This is a genomic window from Flavobacterium reichenbachii, assembly GCF_002217435.1.
Classification (GTDB): Bacteria; Bacteroidota; Bacteroidia; order Flavobacteriales; family Flavobacteriaceae; genus Flavobacterium; species Flavobacterium reichenbachii.
This window is the reverse complement of record NZ_MUHF01000007.1, coordinates 217,046-242,193: the sequence shown is the minus strand read 5'-3', so window position 1 is coordinate 242,193 and position 25,148 is coordinate 217,046. Positions and strand designations below refer to the sequence as shown.

14 protein-coding genes are annotated in these 25,148 nt (G+C 33.4%); 4 read left to right on the top strand and 10 right to left on the bottom strand.

Annotated features, from left to right (window positions below):
* Positions 1-56 precede the first annotated feature (56 nt).
* A complete protein-coding gene (locus B0A68_RS07950; protein ID WP_084678997.1) occupies positions 57-962 on the top strand; it encodes a DUF6607 family protein in 906 nt (301 codons plus the stop codon).
* A gap of 75 nt (positions 963-1,037) precedes the next feature.
* Here B0A68_RS07950 and B0A68_RS07945 read toward each other — a convergent pair whose 3' ends face one another.
* From B0A68_RS07945 to argS, 5 genes are all read right to left on the bottom strand, one after another.
* On the bottom strand, positions 1,038-2,498 hold the full coding sequence (locus B0A68_RS07945) for a SusD/RagB family nutrient-binding outer membrane lipoprotein (protein WP_035682274.1): 1,461 nt from the start codon (positions 2,496-2,498) through the stop codon (positions 1,038-1,040).
* A gap of 16 nt (positions 2,499-2,514) precedes the next feature.
* Entirely contained in the window at positions 2,515-5,685 is a 3,171-nt protein-coding gene (locus B0A68_RS07940) for a SusC/RagA family TonB-linked outer membrane protein (RefSeq protein WP_035682275.1), read from the bottom strand.
* A gap of 386 nt (positions 5,686-6,071) precedes the next feature.
* Positions 6,072-7,574 carry a SusD/RagB family nutrient-binding outer membrane lipoprotein gene (locus B0A68_RS07935; RefSeq protein ID WP_035682277.1) on the bottom strand — a complete coding sequence of 501 codons (1,503 nt, stop codon included), beginning with the start codon at positions 7,572-7,574 and terminating at the stop codon, positions 6,072-6,074.
* A 9-nt stretch (positions 7,575-7,583) separates the two neighbouring features.
* A complete protein-coding gene (locus tag B0A68_RS07930) occupies positions 7,584-10,787 on the bottom strand; it encodes a SusC/RagA family TonB-linked outer membrane protein (RefSeq protein ID WP_084679000.1) in 3,204 nt (1,067 codons plus the stop codon).
* A 612-nt stretch (positions 10,788-11,399) separates the two neighbouring features.
* Entirely contained in the window at positions 11,400-13,178 is a 1,779-nt protein-coding gene (gene argS, locus B0A68_RS07925) for an arginine--tRNA ligase (RefSeq protein WP_035682280.1), read from the bottom strand.
* A gap of 324 nt (positions 13,179-13,502) precedes the next feature.
* Between argS and B0A68_RS07920 the strand changes: the two genes are divergently transcribed.
* On the top strand, positions 13,503-15,920 hold the full coding sequence (locus B0A68_RS07920; protein ID WP_035682283.1) for a TonB-dependent receptor domain-containing protein: 2,418 nt from the start codon (positions 13,503-13,505) through the stop codon (positions 15,918-15,920).
* An 85-nt stretch (positions 15,921-16,005) separates the two neighbouring features.
* On the opposite strand, the gene B0A68_RS07915 is transcribed toward B0A68_RS07920, so the two are convergent.
* Entirely contained in the window at positions 16,006-16,677 is a 672-nt protein-coding gene (locus B0A68_RS07915) for a copper homeostasis protein CutC (protein ID WP_035682286.1), read from the bottom strand.
* Between the two features lie 167 nt (positions 16,678-16,844).
* Positions 16,845-17,852: a 3-oxoacyl-ACP synthase III family protein gene (locus tag B0A68_RS07910; RefSeq protein WP_035682289.1), complete on the bottom strand. Its 1,008-nt coding sequence runs from the start codon at positions 17,850-17,852 to the stop codon at positions 16,845-16,847.
* A 264-nt stretch (positions 17,853-18,116) separates the two neighbouring features.
* Here B0A68_RS07910 and B0A68_RS07905 point away from each other — a divergent pair, with 264 nt between their 5' ends.
* A complete protein-coding gene (locus B0A68_RS07905) occupies positions 18,117-20,528 on the top strand; it encodes a S9 family peptidase (RefSeq protein ID WP_035682291.1) in 2,412 nt (803 codons plus the stop codon).
* 102 nt (positions 20,529-20,630) lie between these two features.
* Here B0A68_RS07905 and B0A68_RS07900 read toward each other — a convergent pair whose 3' ends face one another.
* The 3 genes from B0A68_RS07900 to B0A68_RS07890 all read right to left on the bottom strand — a co-directional run bounded on the left by B0A68_RS07900 (position 20,631) and on the right by B0A68_RS07890 (position 22,898).
* The gene (locus B0A68_RS07900; protein WP_035682293.1) at positions 20,631-21,581 is read right to left on the bottom strand and encodes an ABC transporter ATP-binding protein; all 951 of its coding nucleotides are present in this window, start codon (positions 21,579-21,581) and stop codon (positions 20,631-20,633) included.
* 102 nt (positions 21,582-21,683) lie between these two features.
* Entirely contained in the window at positions 21,684-22,379 is a 696-nt protein-coding gene (locus B0A68_RS07895) for an OmpA family protein (protein ID WP_035682294.1), read from the bottom strand.
* 18 nt (positions 22,380-22,397) lie between these two features.
* The gene (locus B0A68_RS07890; protein ID WP_035687843.1) at positions 22,398-22,898 is read right to left on the bottom strand and encodes a lipocalin family protein; all 501 of its coding nucleotides are present in this window, start codon (positions 22,896-22,898) and stop codon (positions 22,398-22,400) included.
* A 204-nt stretch (positions 22,899-23,102) separates the two neighbouring features.
* On the opposite strand from B0A68_RS07890, the gene htpG reads away from it, so the two are divergent.
* Positions 23,103-24,986: a molecular chaperone HtpG gene (htpG, locus tag B0A68_RS07885; RefSeq protein WP_035682296.1), complete on the top strand. Its 1,884-nt coding sequence runs from the start codon at positions 23,103-23,105 to the stop codon at positions 24,984-24,986.
* Positions 24,987-25,148 lie beyond the last annotated feature (162 nt).

The window sequence follows — 25,148 nt, the reverse complement described above, 5'->3', positions numbered from 1 at the left end:
GTTCTAAATAAAATCTATATATTTGCAAAAATTTTTTAAAACAAAACCAAAAAGTTATGATTACAAAAAGTCTCTTTTTTTCAGCCGCTATGGCGTTGACTTGCAGTCTTGGTTTCGGTCAGGATGCTAAAAAACAACAAGACATTAAATCAATAAAATCAATGTGTGGTTGCTATGAAGTAAAGTTTAACTTCACAGAAACTTTTCAGTATGCTAAAGATTCAGCAACTTATAAACCATCTCAAACCAAACATGAATCTGCATTAGAATGGGTTGAATTATTAGAAAACACTCCAAACAAAATTGTAATGCAGCACTTACTAATTGTGAGCGACGATATGATCATTAAACACTGGAGACAAGATTGGCTGTACGAAAACACAGACTTATATTCTTTTGATAAAGGCAATTCTTGGAAATACAAAAAACTAGACAAGAAAGCTGTAAAAGGTCAATGGACTCAAAAAGTATATCAAGTAGATGACAGCCCTAGATACGAAGGAACTTCGACTTGGGTGCATGTAGATGGAAAAGATTATTGGGCAAATGTTGCAGACGCGCCGCTACCTAGAAGAGAGCAGACTAAACGTAATGATTATAATGTTTTAAAAAGAAGAAATATTCACGAAATCACAGCTACAGGCTGGAATCATGAGCAAGATAACGACAAATTAGTAAGAGACGAAGCTGGTAAAGATTATTTATTAGCACAAGAAAAAGGATTTGACGTATATACAAAAGTACCAGATATTAAATGTCAGGCTGCTCAAAAATGGTGGGCTGCAAATAATGTACTTTGGAAAAATGTCCGCGACAAATGGCAGACTCTTTTTGACAGACATACAGACTTAAACCTAGAAGCTAAAGTAGAGAAAAAAGCACTTTACTCTTTATTGTTTGATTTGAAACCGGACACTGCAAAAGCAGAAACGGATAAGATCATTGACAAATTTGTAAAATAATAATTTTTGTGTTAGTTGTAAAAAAGCCGATAGTTTTAGGACTATCGGCTTTTTTTATTTAGAATTTATAGAATATTATCTAGTTCCTCCAGCCCACCAAACATTTTGCGTGTAAACATATGTTCCATCGCCAAATGCTACTTTCACATTATTATTTGTAGACACATCAGAATTTCCATAAGTTAATCTAAGCGGAAACTTATCTGTATTAAGCGGGTTTGCCAATTGAATTGGATGTGCTGCAGCTGAGCCATACATTGCTAGTAGACGTCTGTAGTCATTATAAGCTTCAACAGATTCGTTTTCGTAGAATGACAAATATTTTTGTACAGCAATTTCTTTTAATAAACCATCATTAGTAGTAATGTTTAGTCCTGCAACATAACTGATAGCATTTGTACCTGAAAAATTGATAGCTTCATCTTTATTAAAAGCAGCATTTACGGCCGAAGCTAAACTAGTTGTACTTGTAACAGAAGCTGAATTTCTTGCTTCTGCTTCAGCTTTAATGAACAATAATTCATGATAACTTAACATAAATATTGGATTGCTTTTATTTATTAATGCTGAATACGAATAATTTTGACTTTGAGGGCTCACACCATTTATAAAAAATTCATATGTATAAGGTGCGCCAGTTGATTTTTGAATTTTTGTAAAATAACCAGTAGCACGTGGATCGTCTGTTCTAGCATTTAACTTGTCAAATAAACTTTTACTCGCAAATAAATATCCTCTGACATTATCTAATTGGTAATACGGATTTGGAATACCATCGTTTTTCATCTTAAATTCATCACTTTTGCTTGTAAAAGATTTACTTACATAAGTCAATACTTTTGCATAATCTGGGGTTTTAAAAGAAAGACGCAACGTATAACGTGCTAATAAACCATTCGCTGCTTTTATCCATTTTGCTTTATTACCTTGATATATTAAATCCTGATTTCCTAAAACTGGATAAGTTGATGTTTTTCCTAAATTAACAATTGCATCTTCCAAAGTTGCAAAGATAATTTTGTAAAGGTCTTCCTGACGGTCCAATTTAGGCTGAAAAATAACTCCAGGCTGAAAAGCTTCAGTAAAAGGAACATCTCCATACATATCAGTAAGTAAGGCTAAATTATAAGCGTATAAAACTTGTGCTATTCCTAATGTTGTGTAGTTACCCTTTTCTCCTCCTATTGTACATTTATCGATAATCAGTTTTAGATTATACAGTGTCTGATATTGAGTGTTCCATCTGTTATTATAAGTTGTCTGACTTGTTGGTTCTCCATTTCTTGTTTCTGCATTATACATTTGGCCGGGAGCAGCACCTGCGTTTAATTCTACATAAATACCTGTATAGAAAGATAAATCAGAGCCAGTATTGCTAAATGCAGTACTTGTCATAGCGTCTGTGATGGCAAAACGGGTTGGCACATCTGTAGGATTGTTTACATTTTTGTTGATATCGTCCATTTTATCCTCTGAACAAGAATTTAATGAAATTGACGCGATCACCAAAAGCAATATGACTTTATATTTTTTCATGATTTTTTGATTTATATTAATTGATTGTTAGATTCATTCCCACTCCAATACTAGTTGTTTGCGGAATAGATAATCTTTCAAAACCTCCAGCCATATTGTTATTTCCTTGTGATGATTCTGGGTCTAAATTTGGCATTTTAGCCCATAGCAAAATATTTCTAGCGAATGCTGAAAGACGCATATCAAATCCTGTTGAAAATTTTGGCAGAGTATATCCTAAAGACAATTCTCTTAATTTTACAAAAGATGCATCATATACTGCAGTTTCTGCAATATTTGAATATACTGTGTATGTAGCTTCTTTTGTTGCTGTTTTTGTATTTACTTCTCCTGTTATTTCATTTACACCTTGCTGAACCAATAATTCATCACGATTTCCAGTTTTAGCACTTAATCCGTAAGTATCTAACAGCGAATTTGTTCCACTGTACATTTTTCCTCCATTTTTCCAGTCAAAAGTAGCAGCAAGAGTTATTTTTTTGTATCTGAAAGAAGTTGTGCCTCCTAAGTTAAACTTTGGAGCTACTTCACCAAGTGATTTAGTTTCTCCAGCTATAGCTAATCCATTATTATCAACTAGAATGTTTCCTTTATCATCCCTTGCAAAAGCAGTTCCATAGATAACAGGAAAACGTTCTCCGATACTTGCTCTAATTTGCGGAGTAACAAATCCACCTAAGAAAATATTTGGCACACCGTCTTTTAATTCATCTACAAAGTTGTCTATTTGTGTGTAGTTTGCAGAGATTGTCCAATCAAAATCTGTTGTTCTAACCGGAGTAAAACTTACAATCAACTCATGGCTATTAGTATGGATTTTTCCTCCATTCATCATTAATGACGAAGCTCCTGTTGAACCTGCTAATGGCACTAAAAAAATTTGATCAATTACATTTTGTCTAGCGTAGGTATAGTCAATACTTACACGATCATTAAACAATCGAACTTCTCCACCCAATTCATAAGATCTTGTGTTTTGAGGTTTCAAGTTTGGATCATACATTATATTGTTTGGTGTGTATGAATTTACCCCACCAACAGGATAGCTTATAGGAGCAGTTCCCCAAAAACCACCTCCATAAGTAGGTACTGAATAATAATTGGCTTTATAATTTCCAGCTTGTCCTACCTCTGCCCAAGAGCCTCTTAGTTTAGCAAAAGATAATACTGAGTTTCCTTTTAGAGCCTCTAGTTCAGTTAACACTAAACCTAATGATACAGAAGGGTATACAAATGAACGGTTATTTCTTGGCATTGATGACACAATATCATTTCGTATTGTACCGCCTAAATAAATAAAGTTTTTGTATGAAAGGTTTACGTTACCAAATAGTCCAAAAGTTCTATTTTTATTGATCTCATCTGTGGCGACAGTTTGCTGTGTATTAGCTAAATTAGCCCAACCTCCAAAATTAAGATTATTACCAATCATATCATATTCCTTTTCATACCTGTCATTAATTTCATTACCAACCAAAGCTGTTAAATTCAAATTTTCTGAAATTTTATATTCATAATTCGCGGTGAATAATGAATTAATTGTTCTTGATGAAATTCCATAAATATCTAAATGACCTGCAGTAGTTTGTTTATTACCATATTCTTCCATGCTTCTATAATTAGTAGTATAGGCATCTGCTCCAAGCTGGTAACGGAATGTAATTTTATGCTGGTTGTCTGTTGAGATTTTTGGTGCAAATTCAATATAGCTATTTCCATAAAAACGATCCGTTTGTTCATCAAACACATTGTGTTTAGCGGCCCAATAAGGATTATTAAATCCTGTTGATCTATAGTAAATTTGTTTGTAAGGATCATTAGGATTTTCGAATCCGTTTCCTTTTAAATTGTAACTTATTGGACTTGCAAATGCACCTGCAACAGATGAATCATTTGCACCTGTAGCTTTTTGAATTTTAGTGGTAACATAGTTACCTACAAATCCTGTTTTCCACTCATCCCCTAGTTTTGTACTAAATGACGCTTTTGCGTTATAACGATTCATTCCAGTTCCAGGTACAAAACCATCTTGGTTTGAGGAGCCTAATGCAAATGCATAGTTACTTTTATCAGTTGCTTGTGTTATGCTTAATGAATTGTTAACGGTTATTCCTGTTTTAAAGAAATCACCAAAATTATCATAAACACTAGGAGTTACCCATGGATCTAAACCAGCTGTAGCTCTTTGAGGCACATAATATTTACCTTCATGAGCTGTTGCATCCATACCATTCAAAGTGTTAGCAACATTACCTCCATATTTTGAATTATTTGGCAGCTCAGAAATTTTAGATCCCCAAGACAATGAATTTGTTGGATCATATGCGCCTTTAGTTCCTTGTGAATATTCATTTTGATAATTAATCTTTCTAGATATATCATCTGCGGCAACAGAAGTGTTAAAATTGATTATAGGTCTTCCATTTTTAGAGGCTCCTCTACCACTTTTAGTCGTAATTACAATTACACCATTTGTAGCTCTAAGTCCATAAATTGCAGAAGCTGCCTGCCCTTTTAGAATGTTGATTGATTCAATATCGTTTGGATCAATATCCACAGCTCTGTTAGCACTATCTGATCCACTTACACTATTTCCAGTAGGGTAATCTGATTGTGATGCTACAGGCATACCATCAATTACATACAAAGGTGTATTATTTCCTGTGAAAGAACGAGCACCACGGATTACAATTTGAGAAGAAGCCCCTGGAGCACCACTAGAAGGAGTGATTTGCACCCCGGCTAATTTTCCTTGAAGAGCACCCGCTAAACTATTATTGTTTCCTTTAGTCAATTCTGTAGCTTTAACTTCCTGAGTTGCATATCCCAATGCTTTTTTTTCTTTTTTGATACCCATTGCAGTAGTTACTACAACACCTTCAAGTTCCTGGGCTCCTGCATCAGCCATTTTTATATTAATATTAGAAGAATTTGCAGTTATTTCCTGAGTATTCATACCAATGTAACTAAATACAAGAACCTGATTAGATGCTGCATTAATCACATATTTTCCATCAAAATCAGTTTGTGCTCCAGATTTTGTTCCCTTAACTAAAACACTCACACCAGGCAAAGGCATTCCTGTATGATCTGAAACTGTTCCAGTAATTTTTCGTTCCTGCGCAAAAGTAAATTGCAAAGCAAGAACAAAAAAAAGCACCATAAGTCCTTTAAATTTTTGTCTCATTATTTTTATTATTTGATTAATTGAGCGCAACTTATTAATTTATTATAATTTTAACAAGAAAAATAAGTTATTTAACACAAATAAATGTAGCTTTTTAACTACCTAAAAATAAGTTTAAATAGATAAAAACTTATAGTTTACTCATTTTAAGCACAATTCAGGATAATATTCCAATACGAAGTATGTAGGAATAATTTCAAAAGAAAATGGAGAAAACTTAAAAAAGGCTTTTTTGCCCACTGAAATTGTTTTCAAAATTTATCATGAGAAATTAAAATTCGTATAAAAAAACCGTCTAAAAATTAATTAGACGGTTTACCTTTTGCTTACACTACAAGTCTACTAAATCAATAGTTAATGCATAAGGTTTACTTTGAAATAAATATTTAATCCTTATCCCAAAATAATTTTGTTTTTAATTTGTCACCGCCAATTGCTGCAGCTGCAGCATTATAATTAACCGCATTTAAAGTCTGCTCTCTAATTGGGTATGTCATTCTTGAAGGAATTTGCCCTTCTGCGGCAGCATCAGCATTTAATGGTGGAGTTAGAGCGGGGAAATTTAACCTTCTTGCAAATGTCCATCCTTCAAATCCTCTGTTATACATTGCATACCATGCTTGTTCTCCAATTTTTTGCTTCCAGGTTCCTGCTGCCGTAGCATAAGCAACTGAAGATTGTGCTAAATAGATATTTGCATCTGCAACAGATAACCCCCAATCTTCCATTGAAGCTTTGATCGCATTGCTATAATGAGTTTCCGCACTACCGTTGATACCTACCCCTCTTTCAGCAGCTTCTGCTAAGAGAAACTCTACTTCAGCATAATCTAAATAAGTGCCTTTAAAATCCGGTGCCTGAATTAAATCATTTATATGCGTATATTTTCCAAAACTATTCTTTGTTCCAACAATGCCGCCTTTGTACGGTAAAGCAATTCCATCAGCATCTTTAAGATTTTGCGCAAAATAAACTTTAACTCGAGGATCTTTCTTTCCCACTAAAGCATCTACAAAAGTCTGCGTAGGCACAAAGTCGTGTCTTCCTCCAAAAACTAAATCTACATAAAGCGGATTGGTATTTGGAAGGTTCTTCTCGTAAGATATTTTTGCATTATCAGCATTCGAGGTAAAAACTCCTTTTGAAGCGGAGATAATAGCTGCATCTGAAATAGCAGTTTCTAATTCTGAAGCTTTAAGGTTGATACCTAATTTTAATTTAACACTATTGGCAAATTTCACCCATAAAGTCAAATTGTCTTGGTAAATAACATCTGAATTACCAAATGCAGTATAATTCGTTTTTATGTTTGCGATATCATTATCAAGGCGCACTATTAAATCTTTATAAATATCTACCGCTTTATCGTATTTTGGAAGATAATTTCCAGAACCTTTTAATGCTTCAGAATATGGAATATCTCCAAAAGTATCCACTAAAATTTGATACGAATAAACGGTTAAAATATCGATCAATGCAAGTTGATTTTTTCTCACAGCCGTTTTAGAAGCGAAATCAGGATCAGAAGCTTCAATAACTTCTTTTTCTAAAAATGATTTTGCCATCATTAAATCACTTAAAGAACCGTCTTTAGTTGTCGTACCAGATAAATAAGCGTTCCAATGGTTATCAGAAATACTTCTGGTCGTCCATTGATAAACTGACTCATCGATATAAGTTGTTTCCGTCCATTGCTGATTTACTAATCTAAATATATTTTTATTCACACTTGTGTTTACAACTTGCTCAGCAATACCTTTTTGAGCACTGCTGAAAAGTGAAGCTGCAGGAACTTCGGAAGGATTTTTTGTATCCACATTTAAGTCCGTCAAATCACTGCAAGAACTTGTAAGTGCCAAAACACCTAAAAAATAAATTATTTTTTTCATGATATTGTATTAAAATTTAAATGTTAAGTTAAATCCGATATCTCTAGTTGTAGGCAATGATCCAACAGAATAACCTCTTGATTTATTACCAGATGACAATCCACTTTCAGGATCTGCATAAGGCAGATTTTTACTTATTATCCATAAGTTAGAACCTAACAAACTAAAAGTAGCCGAGTTAACAAATGTTCCTTCAAACATTTTTTTAGGAAAATTATAGGAGATCGAAACTTCTCTTAATTTCACATAAGAGGCGTCATAAACAAAGGCTTTTGCAGGTTCTGCCAGGTAACCGTAATTATTAGAATATGTTCCCGGGTTCTGTGAAACTACTTTATTTGGAGTTCCATCGGGAGCGACTCCAGCATTTAGAACACCTGTTTGACGAATATTTCCTTCGGCAGTTTCTTTATACAAACCTGTTGCAAGTCCATAATACATATCTAAAGAAAAAATATCTCCTCCTTTTTGAGTATCAATTAAAAATGCTAAAGAAACATTTTTGTAACTCAATTTATTTCTTACACCGCCAATCCAATCAGGAGTAATATTTCCTATTGTATTATCAGACGTTGTAGTGATCATGTATTTACCTGTTTTTTGATCTATTGTACGTTCACCATTTGTATAAACGTAATCAGTACCTTTTATGCTTCCGTAAGCTTCGTTAAGAGTTGCATTTGTTGTAACACCTCCTTGAAATCCTGCTAATTGCAAATTACCTATACCACCCGGTAGAGAAATAACTCTACTTTTATTATTAGACCAGTTTACCGAAATATCCCAGCTAAAATCTTTTGTTTTAACAGGAGTTCCGGTAATTTGAATCTCTAAACCTTTATTTTCAATATTTCCACCATTAACCCATGCATTCGTAAAACCTGATGCGGAAGAAACTGCTGCAGAAACAATTTGATCTACAGAATTTGTTTTATAATAAGTAACATCAAATCCTAAACGTCTGTCAAGCATACTTGTTTCTAGACCAACTTCGAAAGATTTGGTTCTTTCCGGTTTTAGATTTGAATTATTATTAGTGTTTGGCAAAGTATACATCGGTTCATTATTAAAATTAGAACTTCTTGTGTACGTATTTACTAATTGTAATGCATCTGCATCATTTCCTACTTCTGCATAGTTCATTCTGAATTTTCCTAAATTCAACCACTTTTGCTGGATTAAATTTGAGAACAAAATAGATCCTGAAACTGCAGGATATACATAAGCATTATCTCCTTTTGGAAGTGTCGAAGACTCGTCACGTCGTACAGATGCATCTAAGAAATAAGTATCTTTGTAACCTAAAGATGCCTGAGCATAAATGCCGTTTACTTGTTTAGTATATTTTTGTTCAATTGGAAAAGGCAAAGCATATCTTGAATTTGACAATGCATATTTTCCAGGAGTAACCAAACCTCCAATTGTAGACGAAAGAACATTCTCTCTATTATCTCTTCTTAAGTTCATACCCAGAATTCCCGTCAGACTAATATCTTCGCCAAACTTTTTATTGAAGTTTAACATACCGTCATAATTGATTTCCTGAAAATTATTATCATATCTCTGATACCCTGAAGTTTCATCAACTGGTGATAATCCAAATCCTGAAGCGATAGAACCAACGGCTCTTCTTTCTTCCTGAAGTTCTTTATAAGTATCTAACGACACTCGGCCTAAAGCACTCAACCAGCTTGTTATTTTATAATCAAGAGATGCATAACTAAATAAACGCGTTCTGTCATCTGAAGAATAATTTTGGTAACGTGTAAAATAAGGATTGTCCCAATACGCAGGTACAATTCCTTCAGGAGAAGTTGGATCAGCCCAGTTCCATGTAACATTTTGACCTCCAGAAGCATTATAAACGTTTTGCTGTTCTTTCAAATCAACATTTGTCTGCCACCATTGTCTGAAGTTACCTAAAATATTGTCATTATATCCTGTAGAGTTTCTACCAATAGTATTTTGTAAAGTCACAGCGGCGTATGCATTTGCCGTTAATTTATCCGTGATTTTTTGGCTAAATCTAGCACTCAGCTGATTCTTTTTCAATTCACTATTTGGCAAAATACCCGATTGCATTGTATTTACATAAGACAACGAAATACTTGATTTTTCGTTAGATTTTTCAAGAGACAAACTGTTTGTTGCTGTTTTAGCTGTATTAAAAAAAGAAATAGGACCATTTTTTGCAGCATTCCAAGCAGTAGCTTGTCCATAATTTTTTGAATATGGTGTAAAAGCATCCCATTGATAAACAGGCTGTCCGGTAAAAGCATCACCATAAGAAGCATCATTTGAAGTATCTACGGTAGGAATTTGACTGTCTGCATCAAGAAACGAGCTTCCAATTCCATATCCTGAACCATATTTAGTTTGATATTTAGGAAACGTAGACTTATCTACTGTTCCAACAGTAAAGCCACTTGAAAAAGTAAAACCAACATTATTATCTCCTTTTTTTCCTTTTTTGGTTGTAACCATTACGACACCGTTAGCCGCTCTTGAACCATATAAAGCAGTTGCCGCAGCACCTTTAAGAATATTGATACTTTCAATATCTTCCTGATTAATATCTGACACATTATTTCCATAATCATATCCTCCACGCCCCGTTGCCTGAGTAGTCGTATTAGAATTTGAGTTATCTATTGGCACACCATCAACGACCCAAAGAGCCTGATTACTGCCTGTTAAAGATTTATTACCACGGATCACAACATTTGTTGAACCTCCAAAATTGGTGTTTCTTGAAACTTCGACACCCGCGGCCTTACCTGATAAAAGGTTAGCGACGTTTGCGTTACCTGCCCCGCCGTCTAAATCTTTTCCAGAAATTTGCTGTGTTGAATAACCCAGAGATTTTTTTTCTCTTTTAACTCCCATTGCGGTAGTAACGGTAACTCCTTCTAATTCTGTGGTATTGTCCATCATTTTAATATTCACAGTCGATGAACTTGCAGTTACTTCCTGAGTTTTCAGTCCTACAAAACTAAAAATCAAGATTTGGCTTGACGTCGCTTTAGTAGAATATTTTCCATCAAAATCAGTTTGTGTGCCGGTCTGTGTTCCCTTAACTAAAACACTGACACCCGGTAACGGCAATCCTGCTTTGTCTGAAACTGTTCCCGTAATTTTTCTCTCTTGAGCAAATGCAAATTGCCAAGCAAAAGCAAAAAAAAGTACCCCAAATACTTTCAATTTTTGTTTCATTATTATTATTTTTTTTGATTAATTGGGTGCAACTTATCAAATTAATATAATTTTAACAAGAAAATTTCACGATTTAACATTATTAAAAGTAATATAATTACTACTTAAATGATGTTCTTATAAGAAAAGATTGTATAATGAATTAACAGTAAAGTAATTGGCTCATCAGTAAAGTCATTATTTCTTTTTACTTAAAAGAAATTGCCAAAACTAAAAATGAAGGCTTTTAAGATTTTTTCAATTGAAACAGTAAATTCATTTACTTTAATACTAAGTAGAAATTTCAAAAAAAAAGAATAAAAAAAAACCGTCTAAAAATCAATTTAAACGGTGGGTCCTTTAATCATTTCACTAAATAGGGTACTAATTCAAAATAGTTAAAAGTAATATAAGGAAGTATTTTACAGAATTCTATTTGAAGTTTGTCGTTGCATACTTAGAATAGAAATCGTCTTACTATTTAAAAGAACAAGAAATGCGAAATAAATCACAAAACATTACTGCAAAAATATTACCGAATTATATTACAAGAGGACAGGATACGACAAAAAAACAATAAAAAAAGCCAATAGTTTAAGAACTATTGGCTTTAAAATTTATATGTACAATAACTTACATTCTATCTGGAACTTCTATTCCTAATAAAGTAAAAGCGTTTTTAATAACTTCTGCTACTTTTTGAGAAAGCTGTACTCTGAATATTTTTTTGGTTAAATCGACTTCACCTAAAATATGTACTGATTGGTAGAATGAATTGTATTCTTTTACCAAATCATAAGTATAATTTGCGATCAAAGCCGGGCTGTGATTTTGTGCCGCGTTTTGAAGTACTTCTGGAAAAAGTTCGATTTGCTTTAACAATTCTTTTTCCTTTTCGTGAAGTTCTTCAATAGTAGTCTTGGAAGAAAAATCAAAATCGGCTTTACGAATTATAGATTGAATTCTCGCATAAGTATATTGTATAAACGGACCTGTGTTTCCAGCAAAATCTACCGATTCTTCTGGATTAAATAAGATACGTTTTTTAGGATCTATTTTTAAAATATAATATTTTAGAGCACCAAGACCAATTGTCTTATACAGTTTGGCTTTTTCTTCGTCTGAATAACTTTCTAGTTTTCCTAAGTCTTCAGAGATTTTTTTTGCTGTATCGGTCATATTCTGCATCAAATCATCTGCATCTACAACAGTTCCTTCACGACTTTTCATTTTTCCCGAAGGCAAATCAACCATTCCGTATGACAAATGATATAGAGTTGAAGACCAATCAAAACCTAATTTTTTCAAGATTAGAAATAATACCTTAAAGTGATGATCTTGTTCATTACCAACAGTATAAACCATTCCGCCAACATCTGGCATATCTTTTACACGCTGAATTGCAGTTCCGATATCTTGTGTCATGTAAACAGCAGTTCCGTCAGAACGCAATACAATTTTACGATCTAAACCTTCATCTGTCAAATCGATCCAAACTGAACCGTCAGGATCTTTTTCGAAAACACCTTTATCAAGTCCAACCTGAACAACATCTTTACCTAATAAATAAGTATTGCTTTCGTAATAATATTTATCAAAATTAACTCCAAGATTAGTGTAAGTTACAGCGAAACCATCATAAACCCATTGGTTCATTTTTTTCCAAAGTGCCATAACTTCTTCATCTCCAGCTTCCCATTTCTTAAGCATATCCTGAGCTTCAATAATAATTGGAGCTTGTTTTTTTGCTTCTTCTTCGGTTTTCCCAGTTTCAATTAACTGATTAATTTCTGCTTTATACGCTTTGTCAAATTCCACATAGTATTTACCAACTAACTTGTCTCCTTTTAGATCTGAACTTTGCGGTGTTTCACCTTTTCCAAATTTTTCCCAGGCCAGCATCGATTTGCAAATATGAATTCCGCGATCGTTGATGATTTGAGTTTTATAAACTTTTTTTCCCGAAGCTTTGATAATTTCGGCAACAGAATATCCTAATAAATTATTACGAACGTGACCTAAATGCAAAGGTTTATTGGTATTTGGCGAAGAATATTCGACCATAATAGCTTTATCTTCTGGATTGGGCGTGACATATCCAAACTTATTATTGTCTTTTATTTCATTAAAGAAATTCAAATAATAGCTGTCTGCAATTACGATATTCAGGAAACCAGAAACCACATTGAATCTTGCAACTTCAGAAACATTTTCGACCAGATAATTTCCTATTTTATTTCCCAGTTCAGCAGGGCTGCTTTTTATCACTTTCAATAAAGGAAAAATTACCATTGTAATATCTCCTTCAAACTCTTTTCTGGTAGCTTGAAATTCGATTTTATCAACAGTAACATCAAATAATGCCTGAATTGCTTTTTGTATAGAAGGTGTAAGAATTTGTGATAATGACATGTAAACTTATTTTAAAGTGAGCAAAGATACTGCTTATTCATCAATTAAAGAAAATCAAAAACATATAAAATTATATAAAACAATCAGAATTTCATAAAAAGCTTAACGTTTCAATTGTTAAAATTACCAAAAAACCAAAAGTGCAAAGTCCTATAAAACAAGGCTTCAAAAAAAATAAACATATTTTTTTTAAATTTTCTGTAACATATCGACAGCAAAAGAGTCTTAATAGAGACTTTAAATTATTTTGAAGCAAAAGAAAAAAAGAAAAAAACTAACAAAGCAATCATCATCAATCAAATCAAATCAATCAATTAACTAATTATGAAATTAAAATTTTTACTGTTCACGTTATTAGGTTTAATGACAACAGTTCAAGCTCAAAATTCTGGAACGGTTTCCGGGAAAATTACCGAAAAATCGAATAATGCTCCAATTTCATATGCTACCGTTTCGATTAAAGATAACGGAAAAGTAGTTTCTGGAGTCAACACAGATGACAACGGAGATTTTACTATTAAAAATTTGGCTTTAAAAAATTATACGATCGAAATTCAATATATCGGATTTAGAAAATATATCGGATCTATAATTTTAAGCGATAACAAAAAAACGGCAACTGTAAATGTTTCTCTCGAAGAAGAAGCAACGCAGCTTAAAGGTGTAAACATTGTAAGCGAACGCTCGACAATCGAACAAAAAATCGATAGAAAGGTAATTAATGTTGGAAAGGATTTAACTACTGCTGGAGCTTCTGCTTCTGATATTATGAACAATATTCCGTCTGTGAACGTAGATCAGGATGGAAAGCTTTCGCTTCGCGGAAATGATAATGTTCGTGTATTAATTGACGGAAGACCTTCTAATATTGATCCTGCACAATTATTAAAACAGATTCCATCAACTTCTATCAAGAAGATTGAGCTAATTACCAATCCAAGTGCAAAATACAATCCAGAAGGAATGTCTGGAATTATCAATATCGTTTTGCATAAAAATGCTAATACTGGTTTTAACGGAAGTTATAGCGGCGGGATCACTTTTGGTGAAACAGCAAAATACAATCAATCTTTAGATTTGAATTACAAAACCGGAAAAGTGAACTTTTTTGGAAACGCGGGAAATAATTCTGGAAAATACTTTAATGATGGTTTTATCAAAAAATCAGATCAAAGTGTTACTCAAAAATTAGATATTGTTAACGACAACGAATCATACTTATATAAAATTGGTATGGATTATCTAATTGATGATCATAATACTTTGTCTATTTACACGAATCAGAATAAATCAACTGGGAATGGTATAGTGAATACCGACATTGATTATATTAATTCTCCAGATAACATTGCAAATATGTATCAAAAATCAAGATATGAAGGACCTAACAAAACCGGAACTTATAACTTGGCATATAAACATATCTTTAAAAAAGAAGGACACACTTTAGATTTCGAAGGAAACTATAGTGACACAAAGGAAAGTCAAAATGCAAATTTTGATAATCAGATCACAATGACCAATAATGCTCAAAGTTCAGATATTTATAATGATTTCTTGAGTAATAATCGAAAACTAAGTACCGTAAATATTGACTATGTTAATCCGTTAAACGAAAAGACAACGCTTGAAGCGGGAGCTGAGGCAAGATTGACAAGAACTGATAATGACTACAGCCGAGTAAACGATCAAAATCCTTCGCAGAATTTAGTTTCTAATTATACTTATGACACTGATATTTATTCTGCTTATGTGACTTTTGGACAGAAATTCAAAAAAATCAGCTATCAATTAGGTGCTCGTGTTGAAAGTTACAAAATGCAGGCGAATTTAAATCACGGTCAATTTATGTATGATGATGATTATCTTACTTTATATCCTTCTGCTTATTTGACCTATAATGTAAATGAGAAAAACACTTTACAATTAAGCTACAGCCGTCGTGTAGACCGCCCGAGTTTAGGACAGACAAAACCAATTCGTGAGTTTTCTACTCCATTGGTAACTTCTATAGGAAATCCAGATCTAAGACCTCAGTTTACTAATTCTGTAGAAGTAAATTATACTAAAACTCTTGAAAAAGGAAGCTTTACCGCTGGTGTTTTTGTGAGAAGTATCAATGATCAAATCAGCAGAATTTTGTATCCAGATGAGACAGATCCAAGTGGAAACAAACAAATTATGTCTTATACGAACTTTGACCATAATACCGCTTATGGATTTGAAGTGTCAATGAATTATAAAATCACAAAATGGTGGGACATTCAGCCATCTATTGATTTTTCGAGTATAAATCAAGAAGGAGTTGTATCTAAATTTCGCGAAAACACTAATGAAATTATCGCAGAAAATAGAAAAGTAACTGTTGCGGCATTTAACGGACGTCTGAACTCAAACTTCAAAGCGAATAAACGTTTAAGTTTCTTGCTTTTTGGATTCTACAGAGGTGCTGTTGACGGAGTTCAAAACAATAGTCATGAAATGTATAAAATGGACATTGGTTCACGCTATACTTTGTTAGACAACAAAATGAACATCAGCGTACGTTTTAATGACGTTTTCAACACTATGAAATATGCCTTTGATACGGAATATCCTTATCCTCAATCGGGTCAGTTTACTTGGGAGAGCCAAACGGTTTATTTAGGTTTAACGTATAACTTTGGAAGCAGTAAAATCAAAAAATTACAGCGTAAACAAAGAGATGACAATACTAATAAAGGTGGCGGCGGGATGTTCTAACCATTCTTTATTATAATTATATTTTTTAGAATACTTGTAGAAAAAGAAAAGCCTGAAGTTTGCCAGCTTCAGGCTTTTCTTGTTTTTATAAATGAGCTAAAATTGCTTTTATCTCGTTTTTATCTGCCGTTTCTGAATTACCAGTTATTGCTGATGAATGATAAAATGTATTATCTAATTTTTCTTTCAGCAGTTTAATATTTGTTGATCGTAAACCTCCGCCGGGCATTATTACAATCCGATCATCGGCCAATTTTTGAATTTTTTCTAAAACCGAAATTCCTTCTTCTACATTTACTCCTTGTCCAGAAGTCAAGATAGTTTTAAAACCACAATCGATAACATCTTCTAATGATTTCTCTACATCTGCAACAACATCAAATGCTCTGTGAAAAGTACAGGAAAGCGGACTTGCCAGATTTACCAATTCTTTGTTTTTTGTTTTATTTACACTGCCGTCTTCATTCAAAATTCCGAAGACAAAACCATCTGCTCCAAGCTTTTTAAATTGTTTGATATCCAGTTTCATATCTACCAGCTCCTCATCAGTATACACGAAATTTCCGCCTCGTGGCCTGATAATAACGTGCATTTTTATGGCTAATTGTTCACGAACTTTTACTCCTAGAATATAATTGGGCGTTGTACCGCCAAGATGCATGTTTTCGCATAATTCGATTCGGTCTGCTCCGCTTTCCTCTGCAATTAAAGCTGATTCAAAATTAAAACAGGCTATTTCGAGTTGATTATTTTTCATTTCAATTTATTATTATGTCTCCGCGTGCAGTTCTAATATCTCTGTTTCCGATATTTATGACTGCTTCTTTTCAGGCAACGAGTACTTGATGTACTTTATATTTTTTGCCAAAAATAAAAAACCTGTTCATTAACTGAACAGGCTTTAATATAAAATTAATATAAATTTTACCATTTAATAATAGCACTTCCCCAAGTAAATCCACTTCCGAAAGCTGCTAAAACAACTGTGTCTCCGGTTTTAATCTTTCCTTGTTCCCAAGCTTCTGTCAAAGCAATCGGTATAGATGCTGCGGTTGTATTACCGTATTTCTGGATATTATTATATACTTGATCGTCTGATAATTTGAATTTATTTTGAATGAACTGCGAAATTCTCAAATTGGCCTGATGCGGAATCAGCATATTGATATCAGAAATCTGCAGACCATTTGCCTCCAAACCTTCGTTTATTACTTCTGCAAAACGCACAACTGCATTTTTAAACACAAATTGTCCGTTCATATATGGGTAATAACTTTCATCATTCGGATCGTTATCGGCCAAAATATCAGTAACCCATCTTGCTCCCATTCCCGGCGCCTGCAACGCTAATTCTTCTGCATGCTGCCCTTCAGAATGTAAGTGTGTTGATAGAATTCCTTTTGATAAATCTTCTTCACGGCTCAAAACCGCCGCTCCTGCTCCATCTCCAAAAATTACCGAAACACCGCGTCCGCGTGTTGTCATGTCTAATCCTGTAGAATGAACTTCTGAACCAATTACTAAAATGTTTTTATACATTCCGGTTTTGATATATTGATCTGCTACCGAAATTCCGTAAATAAACCCTGAACATTGATTTCTTACATCTAAGGCTCCAACAGTTCTTAGACCTAAATCACGCTGTACCAAAACTCCTGGTCCAGGAAAATAATAATCTGGACTTAATGTAGCAAAAACTACAAAATCAATATCTTCTTTGGCTATACCGGAACGTTCTATCGCAATTTTAGCTGCTTTAACTCCCATCGAAGTTGTGGTATCTTCTCCACGAATAATATGCCTGCGCTCCTGAATTCCTGTTCGTTCCTGAATCCACTCATCATTGGTATCAATTATCTTAGACAAATCATCGTTCGTCACAACATTTGAAGGAACATAATATCCTAGACCCGCTATTTTTGAATGATACATACTGTTTTTTATTATTAATTAAAATTGGAATACAAATTTAGGTATAGTTTAAAATATAAGTGTACAAATTACTATTTTTTTCGTAATTATCAATTTATTATACTTCAATAATACTTCCTATTGAATGATTTTAAATTCTGAAAAATCAGTTAATCCATCAAAAACCTAAAAAAAATTAAATTAATGAGATAAAATGTAACAAGAGTAAAGTACTTTAGACAAACATTTAATAATACCTCTTTTTAAACCCATAAAATTCAAATTATGAAATTAAAAATTACTCTATTTTTATTTTTAAATTTTGGTTTTTTTGCCCTTGCGCAAGAAAATTTAAGTTACCAAAAACCATCAAAATCTATATTAGATTTAGCCGATTTCGAAAGGGCTCCTACAGTTTCTACTGATACAAAAAATGAAAACATGCTTCTAATGTATCGTAATACTTATAAAACATTAGACGATTTAAATCAGGAAGAACTTCGATTGGGAGGTTTAAGGATTAATCCGATTACAAATATTGCAAGTACAGTAACTTATAATACTAATCTAAAATTAAAAAAAATAAATAGTAAGACCGAAACACAAGTTTCTGGTTTACCGGCTAATCCTAAAATCAGCAATATACTCTGGTCTCCAAACGACAAGAAAATCTTGTTTTCTAATACCACAAATTCCGGAGTAGAACTTTGGGTTATAGATATTACTACCGCTGCAGCTGTAAAATTGACTGGAGCAAATGTAAATGCAAATCTGGGAAATCCGTTTAGCTGGCTTCCGGATAACGAAACGATATTGGTAAAAATGCTGCCAAAAGACAGAAAACCATTATTAGATTCTAAAAAGGATTTACCAACGGGACCAATCATTTCTAACGCTTCTGGAGAAAAATCTCAAAACAGAACTTATCCAGATATGCTGAAAAACAAAAATGACGAAGTGAATTTTGAAAACATTATCACTTCTGAATTATACAAAGTAAGTCTTAACGGAAATGCTGTTTTATTTAAGGAAGCTGCGATGTTTGCCGGAGAAAAAATTTCGCCTGACGGAAATTACATCATGCTGACAACAATTCAAAAACCATTTTCTTATGTGGTGCCTTTGTACAGATTTCCGTCTAAAACTATTGTTTACGATATAAGAGGAAAAGAGATCAAAACTGTTAATGAAGTACCTCTGAACGAAATTATCCCTAAAGGTTTTATGGCAGTTAGAAAAGGAAAAAGAGAAATGGCCTGGAGAAACGACAAACCAGCCGTTTTATCTTATGTTGTTGCTTTAGACGAGGGAGATCCTGCAAACAAAACTGCTTTTAGAGATGAAGTATTTTTATGGAATGCGCCTTTTACAGACAATGCCGTTTCGCTGGTAAAATTACCACAGCGTTTTGACGATATTACTTGGGGTAATGATAATGTTGCTGTTGTTTCTGATCAATGGTACGACACTCGTAACACAAAAACGTATTTAATAAACCCTTCGACTCCGGGTCAGGAAGCAAAAGTTATTACAGACCGAAACGCACAAGATGTATATTCTGATCCTGGTGCATTTGCTACCAAGAAAAATGAGTTCAACAAATATGTTTTAACATTAGAAAAAGATAATGCGTATCGTATTGGAGAAGGATATACAAAAGACGGGCAATTTCCTTTTATTGATGAATTCAATATTAAAACTTTAAAAAACAAACGTCTTTACACTTCTCCTTACAAAGATAAAAAAGAGGACTTAATAGAAATTGACGATATTAAATCTGGTAAAGTTTTAGTTCAAATTCAATCCAAAAGTGAATATCCGAATTATTACTTTAGAAATATTAAAAAACAAAATAGTCTGACGGCTATTACAGATTTTAAAAACCCATTTGAAAGCATTAAAAATGTAAGCAAGGAAGTCATTAAATACAAACGTAAAGACGGAGTTGAATTATCAGGAACCTTGTACTTACCTGCAGGTTATGACAAAGTAAAGAAAGAAAAACTGCCTTTGTTAATCTGGGCTTATCCAGCAGAATATAAAGATAAAAACAGTGCCGGGCAGTCGACTCAAAATTCAAACGAATTCACTTTTCCTTATTATGGATCTTTTGTGTACTGGGTAACTAAAGGTTATGTTGTTTTAGATGATGCTGCGTTTCCAATTATTGGTGAAGGTACAACAGAACCAAATGACAATTTTATTACACAGCTGGTTGACAATGCCGAAGCTGCTATAAACGCAGTTGATGCTTTAGGATATATAAATCGTAAAAAAGTGGCAGTTGGAGGACATTCTTATGGTGCTTTTATGACGGCTAATTTATTGACACATTCTAATCTTTTTGCTTGTGGAATTGCACGAAGCGGCGCATACAACAGAACTTTAACTCCATTCGGATTTCAGACTGAACAACGCAATTATTGGGAAGTTCCTCAGGTTTATAATACAATGTCTCCTTTTATGAATGCTGATAAAATGAAAACACCACTTTTATTAGTTCATGGTGAGGCAGACAATAATCCTGGAACTTTTACTTTGCAGACCGAACGTTATTTTCAGGCTTTAAAAGGTTTAGGAGCTCCTGTAAGAATGGTTATCCTGCCGAAAGAAGCTCACGGATATGTTGCAAAAGAAAACATTTTGCACCTGCTTTGGGAGCAAGATCAATTCTTAGAAAAATATTTGAAAAACTAATTTTTTAGTTATCCATAAAAACAACAAGCCCGACAAGTTTTTAAAATTTGTCGGGCTTGTTGTTTTAAAATCAGAGATTATCTAATGGACTCCATTTTCTCATTATAAATAATTTAAACCGAGAAAAACTTCCTGTTCAAGAGGCAGATCTATTTCACTTTCAAAGAAAATCAGCTGCTTTTTATAAACGGCTTCTATTAAATAATGACTTCCTCTAAAATAGGTTCTTCTAATTTTAACCGGCAGTTTAGATTCTGAAACCATTTTAAACTGATGCGGATACACCAGCGTTTTATGCGATTCATCTTCATATGACAGCAATAAATGAGTAGCAATTTCATTTACTTCTCCAAACAACGATGCAACGTATTTTGTTTCTGGATCTTCATATATTTTATTCGGATCACCTTTAACGATAACTTCTCCGTTTCGCATTACGACAGCCTCATCTGCAAAAGACAAAGCATCTGTACTATCGTGTGTTGCAATTATGCAGGTAATTCCTTTTTGTTTTAAGTATCTAAATAGATTTCTTCGTAAAGCATTTTTACGAAAAGCATCAATCTGGCTAAAAGGTTCATCGAGCAAAATCACTTCGGGCTCTAATGCCAAAACTCGTACCAGCGCAACTCTTTGCTGCTGTCCGCCAGATAAAAATTTAGCCTGAACATTAGAAAACTGTTCCATTTCTACCATTTCAAGCAGTTCCTGAACGCGGAGTTTTTTCATATTAGCAAAACCATTAGAAAGAAATTTTCCAACATTTTCTGCCACAGTCTCATAAGGAGCCAAATCAAAATCCTGCGCCAGATATTTCATATAAGGCATTCCGGGAATAAGATTATATTTTGGACCTAAAACAGGTTTATCTTCATAAGAAATCGCTCCTTCATCTAAATCATATAAGCCATAAATAAGTTTTAGCAAAGTACTTTTTCCGCACCCGCTTTCGCCAATTATTGCAATATTCTGACCTTTTTCTATTGTAAAAGAAATGTTTTTGATAACCGGTTTTTCGGTATACGAAAAAGATATATTTTGAATGTCAAGCATGAGTTATTATTGAGAGTTCAAATTTACAATGTTTAATTTCTAATGTCAAAAAAAAAAGCTGTTCATTACGAACAGCTTTTTATGAATTATATTGTATAGGAATTATTTTCCTGACTCAGCCTTAGCATCATTAACCATTTTGTCATTTGCAGTAATAGCAAATTCAACACGACGGTTTTGAGTTCTTCCTTCTGGAGTATCATTTGTAGCAATAGGATCTGCAATTCCTAAACCTGAAGTTTTGAATCTGCTTGTTTTTAATCCTTTAGAAACTAAATATGATTTTACAGAAGCTGCTCTTTGTCCTGACAATGTTAAGTTATATTCTGCTTTTCCGGTATTATCTGTATATCCAAAAATTTCGATATCAGTATCACCATATTCATTAAATACAGGAACCAGTTTATCCAAGTTTGCTTTTGCCTGACTTGTCAATGTTGATTTATTAGTGTCAAAACGTACTGCATTTTCGTTTAGAGTTAAGTGAATACCTTCTCCAACTCTTTCAACCGCTGCACCTGGCAATGCCTGATCAATTTCACGAGCTTGTTTATCCATTTTATTTCCGATCAGGGCTCCGGTTCCACCACCTACAGCAGCTCCAATTGCAGCTCCCAAAGCAGCGTTTCCGCCTTTTCCTAAGTTATTACCTAAAACAGCACCAATTACACCTCCGGCAACAACACCGATTCCAGCTCCTCTTTGCGTGTTATTAGAATTTTTTACTGATTCGCAGCTTGTAAAAAAACTAACCAATACAAGTAAACTACTTAAACCTAAAACTGTTATCTTTTTCATTTTTTATTCTTTTTAATATTAATTAGCTCTTTGAAATTGGTACGTTACATCTTTAGTTTGTCCGCCAACATTAATGTTATCAACCAACTGAAATGAATTTTCAGTCAATCCGGCCACTTTAAGTAAATAACCATCTCTTACTTTTTTTGCTTTTACACCAGCATCAAGAATTTTCAGCACAAATAAGCCTTGATTGTTGATACTCCATACAATCGGCGAAGAAAAGCTAGTACAGCTTGAAGAGGTTAGAGACATTGTTCCTTTATTATTGTTTGAGATAAAGTTCCAAGTGCTGCCAATAAAACATTTTGAATCGGCAAGATCAAATGAATTTACTTTGATATAATCAGAACCCGGATATGTAACATTAGTAAGAACCCAGTTTCCTTTGATCGCTACTTGAGTAGGTCTGTCCAATTTTTTTGACAAAGTTGGTTCTGTTGAAGCATTTGAAGACGAAGCTGATTTACACGCAAAAAACATCGTGGCAATCAAGCAAATGAAAATTACTTTCTTCATTTTATACATTTTTTTTAAGTTAATACTTACACGTTTAACAATTATTATACCACAAATATACGATTCATAGGAATATCTTTGGTTTTAGAATCTTATTATTTTCTTTCAGAATTAACACTTCCGACATTTTGTCACCCAAAAAACAATTGGTATTCTATTTGAACAAATGAAAATCATTGTATTAAACTAAAAAATAAAAAAAATATGACAACAGGTAAAATTAATGTTTCGGTAGAAAACATCTTTCCCTTAATCAAAAAGTTCTTATACAGCGATCACGAAATCTTTTTGCGTGAGCTGGTTTCTAACGGAACTGATGCTACTTTAAAATTAAAACACCTAATTAGCATTGGCGAAGCTAAAGTTGAATATGGCAATCCGGTTATCGAAATCAAAGTTGATAAAGAAGGAAAAAAAATTCACATTATAGATCAGGGTCTAGGTATGACTGCTGACGAAGTAGAAAAATACATCAATCAGGTAGCTTTTTCAGGAGCTGAGGAATTCCTTGATAAATACAAAGATTCTGCTAAAGATTCTGGAATTATCGGTCATTTTGGTCTTGGTTTTTATTCTGCTTTTATGGTTGCAGAAAAAGTAGAAATTATTACAAAATCATACAAAGACGAACCAGCTGCACACTGGACTTGCGACGGAAGTCCTGAGTTTACTTTAGAACAAGCTGACAAAACTTCACGTGGTACGGAAATCATTCTTCATGTTGCCGAAGACTCTCTTGAATTTTTAGAAGATTCTAAAATCAGCGGGTTATTGAATAAGTACAACAAGTTCATGCCAATTCCGATTAAGTTTGGAACTAGAACTGAAACGCTTCCTAAACCAGAAGATGCTCCAGAAGATTATGTAAATGAAACTTTTGAAGTTGACAATATCATCAACAACCCAAACCCAGCGTGGACAAAACAGCCAACTGAATTATCTGACGAAGATTATAAAAATTTCTACAGAGAATTGTACCCGATGCAGTTTGAGGAGCCGTTGTTCAACATTCATTTAAATGTAGATTATCCGTTTAACTTAACTGGTATTTTGTATTTCCCGAAACTGGGAACGGATATGCAGATTCAGAAAGATAAAATTCAATTATACCAAAACCAAGTTTACGTTACAGATAACGTAGAAGGAATTGTACCTGAGTTTTTGACAATGTTAAAAGGTGTGATTGATTCTCCAGACATCCCGTTAAACGTATCTCGTTCTGGTTTACAAGCAGATGGAGCAGTTAAGAAAATCTCTAATTATATTACTCGTAAAGTAGCAGATAAACTAAAAGCTTTATTTAATGAAAACCGTGCTGATTTTGAAGCAAAATGGAACGACATTAAAATCGTTTTAGAATACGGAATGCTTTCTGAAGATAAATTCTACGAAAAAGCGGGTGCGTTTGTATTATACCCAACAGTAGATGATACTTATTTTACATTAGAAGAGCTAAAAGAAAAATTAAAAGAAAACCAAACCGATAAAGACGGAAAACTGGTTGTTCTTTATGCAGGAAATAAAGATGCACAGCACTCTTATATTGAATCAGCTAAAGAAAAAGGATACGAAGTACTGCTTTTAGATTCTCCGATTATCTCTCATTTGATTCAAAAAATTGAAGGTGATAATAAAGAGGTAACTTTTGTTCGTGTAGATTCTGATCATGTTGATAATTTAATCAAAAAAGACGAAAACACGATTTCTAAATTATCTGATGAAGAAAAAGAAACGCTGAAAACTTCATTAGAAGCTTATATTCCAAAAGCTTACAGTGTACAACTAGAAGCAATGGATTCTCAGGCAGCACCATTTATCATTACGCAGCCAGAATTCATGCGTAGAATGAAAGAAATGAGCCAATCTGGCGGCGGTGGAATGTTCGGAATGGGAAATATGCCAGAGATGTACAATTTGGTAGTAAATACTAATTCAGATTTGGCGGCGAATATCTTAAATACAGAAGACAAAACGCATCAGGAACATTTGGTAAAACAAGCTTTGGACTTAGCTAAATTATCGCAAAACCTATTAAAAGGTGAAGCTTTGACTGCTTTTGTAAAAAGAAGTTTTGAAATGATCAAATAAGTTTTTTCTCGAAATACTTTATAAATCCTGCAGGAATACCTGCAGGATTTTTTTGTCTGTAAATTTTTTTTCATCAATGGGATCTCTATTATTTTAAGTTTGCATTAGGCAGCTGTTTAGCAGTCTTAATTAGAAATAGATTCTGTTTTTTATTTTTGATAA

Bases quoted from the DNA above. Each gene is read 5' to 3' on its own strand.
- B0A68_RS07890 (WP_035687843.1), bottom strand. From the start codon at position 22,898: ATGAAGAAAGTAATTTTCATTTGCTTGATTGCCACGATGTTTTTTGCG.
- B0A68_RS07940 (WP_035682275.1), bottom strand. From the start codon at position 5,685: ATGAGACAAAAATTTAAAGGACTTATGGTGCTTTTTTTTGTTCTTGCT.
- B0A68_RS07895 (WP_035682294.1), bottom strand. From the start codon at position 22,379: ATGAAAAAGATAACAGTTTTAGGTTTAAGTAGTTTACTTGTATTGGTT.
- B0A68_RS07905 (WP_035682291.1), top strand. From the start codon at position 18,117: ATGAAATTAAAAATTACTCTATTTTTATTTTTAAATTTTGGTTTTTTT.
- B0A68_RS07945 (WP_035682274.1), bottom strand. From the start codon at position 2,498: ATGAAAAAATATAAAGTCATATTGCTTTTGGTGATCGCGTCAATTTCA.
- B0A68_RS07920 (WP_035682283.1), top strand. From the start codon at position 13,503: ATGAAATTAAAATTTTTACTGTTCACGTTATTAGGTTTAATGACAACA.
- htpG (WP_035682296.1), top strand. From the start codon at position 23,103: ATGACAACAGGTAAAATTAATGTTTCGGTAGAAAACATCTTTCCCTTA.
- B0A68_RS07910 (WP_035682289.1), bottom strand. From the start codon at position 17,852: ATGTATCATTCAAAAATAGCGGGTCTAGGATATTATGTTCCTTCAAAT.
- B0A68_RS07915 (WP_035682286.1), bottom strand. From the start codon at position 16,677: ATGAAAAATAATCAACTCGAAATAGCCTGTTTTAATTTTGAATCAGCT.
- B0A68_RS07900 (WP_035682293.1), bottom strand. From the start codon at position 21,581: ATGCTTGACATTCAAAATATATCTTTTTCGTATACCGAAAAACCGGTT.
- B0A68_RS07930 (WP_084679000.1), bottom strand. From the start codon at position 10,787: ATGAAACAAAAATTGAAAGTATTTGGGGTACTTTTTTTTGCTTTTGCT.
- B0A68_RS07935 (WP_035682277.1), bottom strand. From the start codon at position 7,574: ATGAAAAAAATAATTTATTTTTTAGGTGTTTTGGCACTTACAAGTTCT.
- argS (WP_035682280.1), bottom strand. From the start codon at position 13,178: ATGTCATTATCACAAATTCTTACACCTTCTATACAAAAAGCAATTCAG.
- B0A68_RS07950 (WP_084678997.1), top strand. From the start codon at position 57: ATGATTACAAAAAGTCTCTTTTTTTCAGCCGCTATGGCGTTGACTTGC.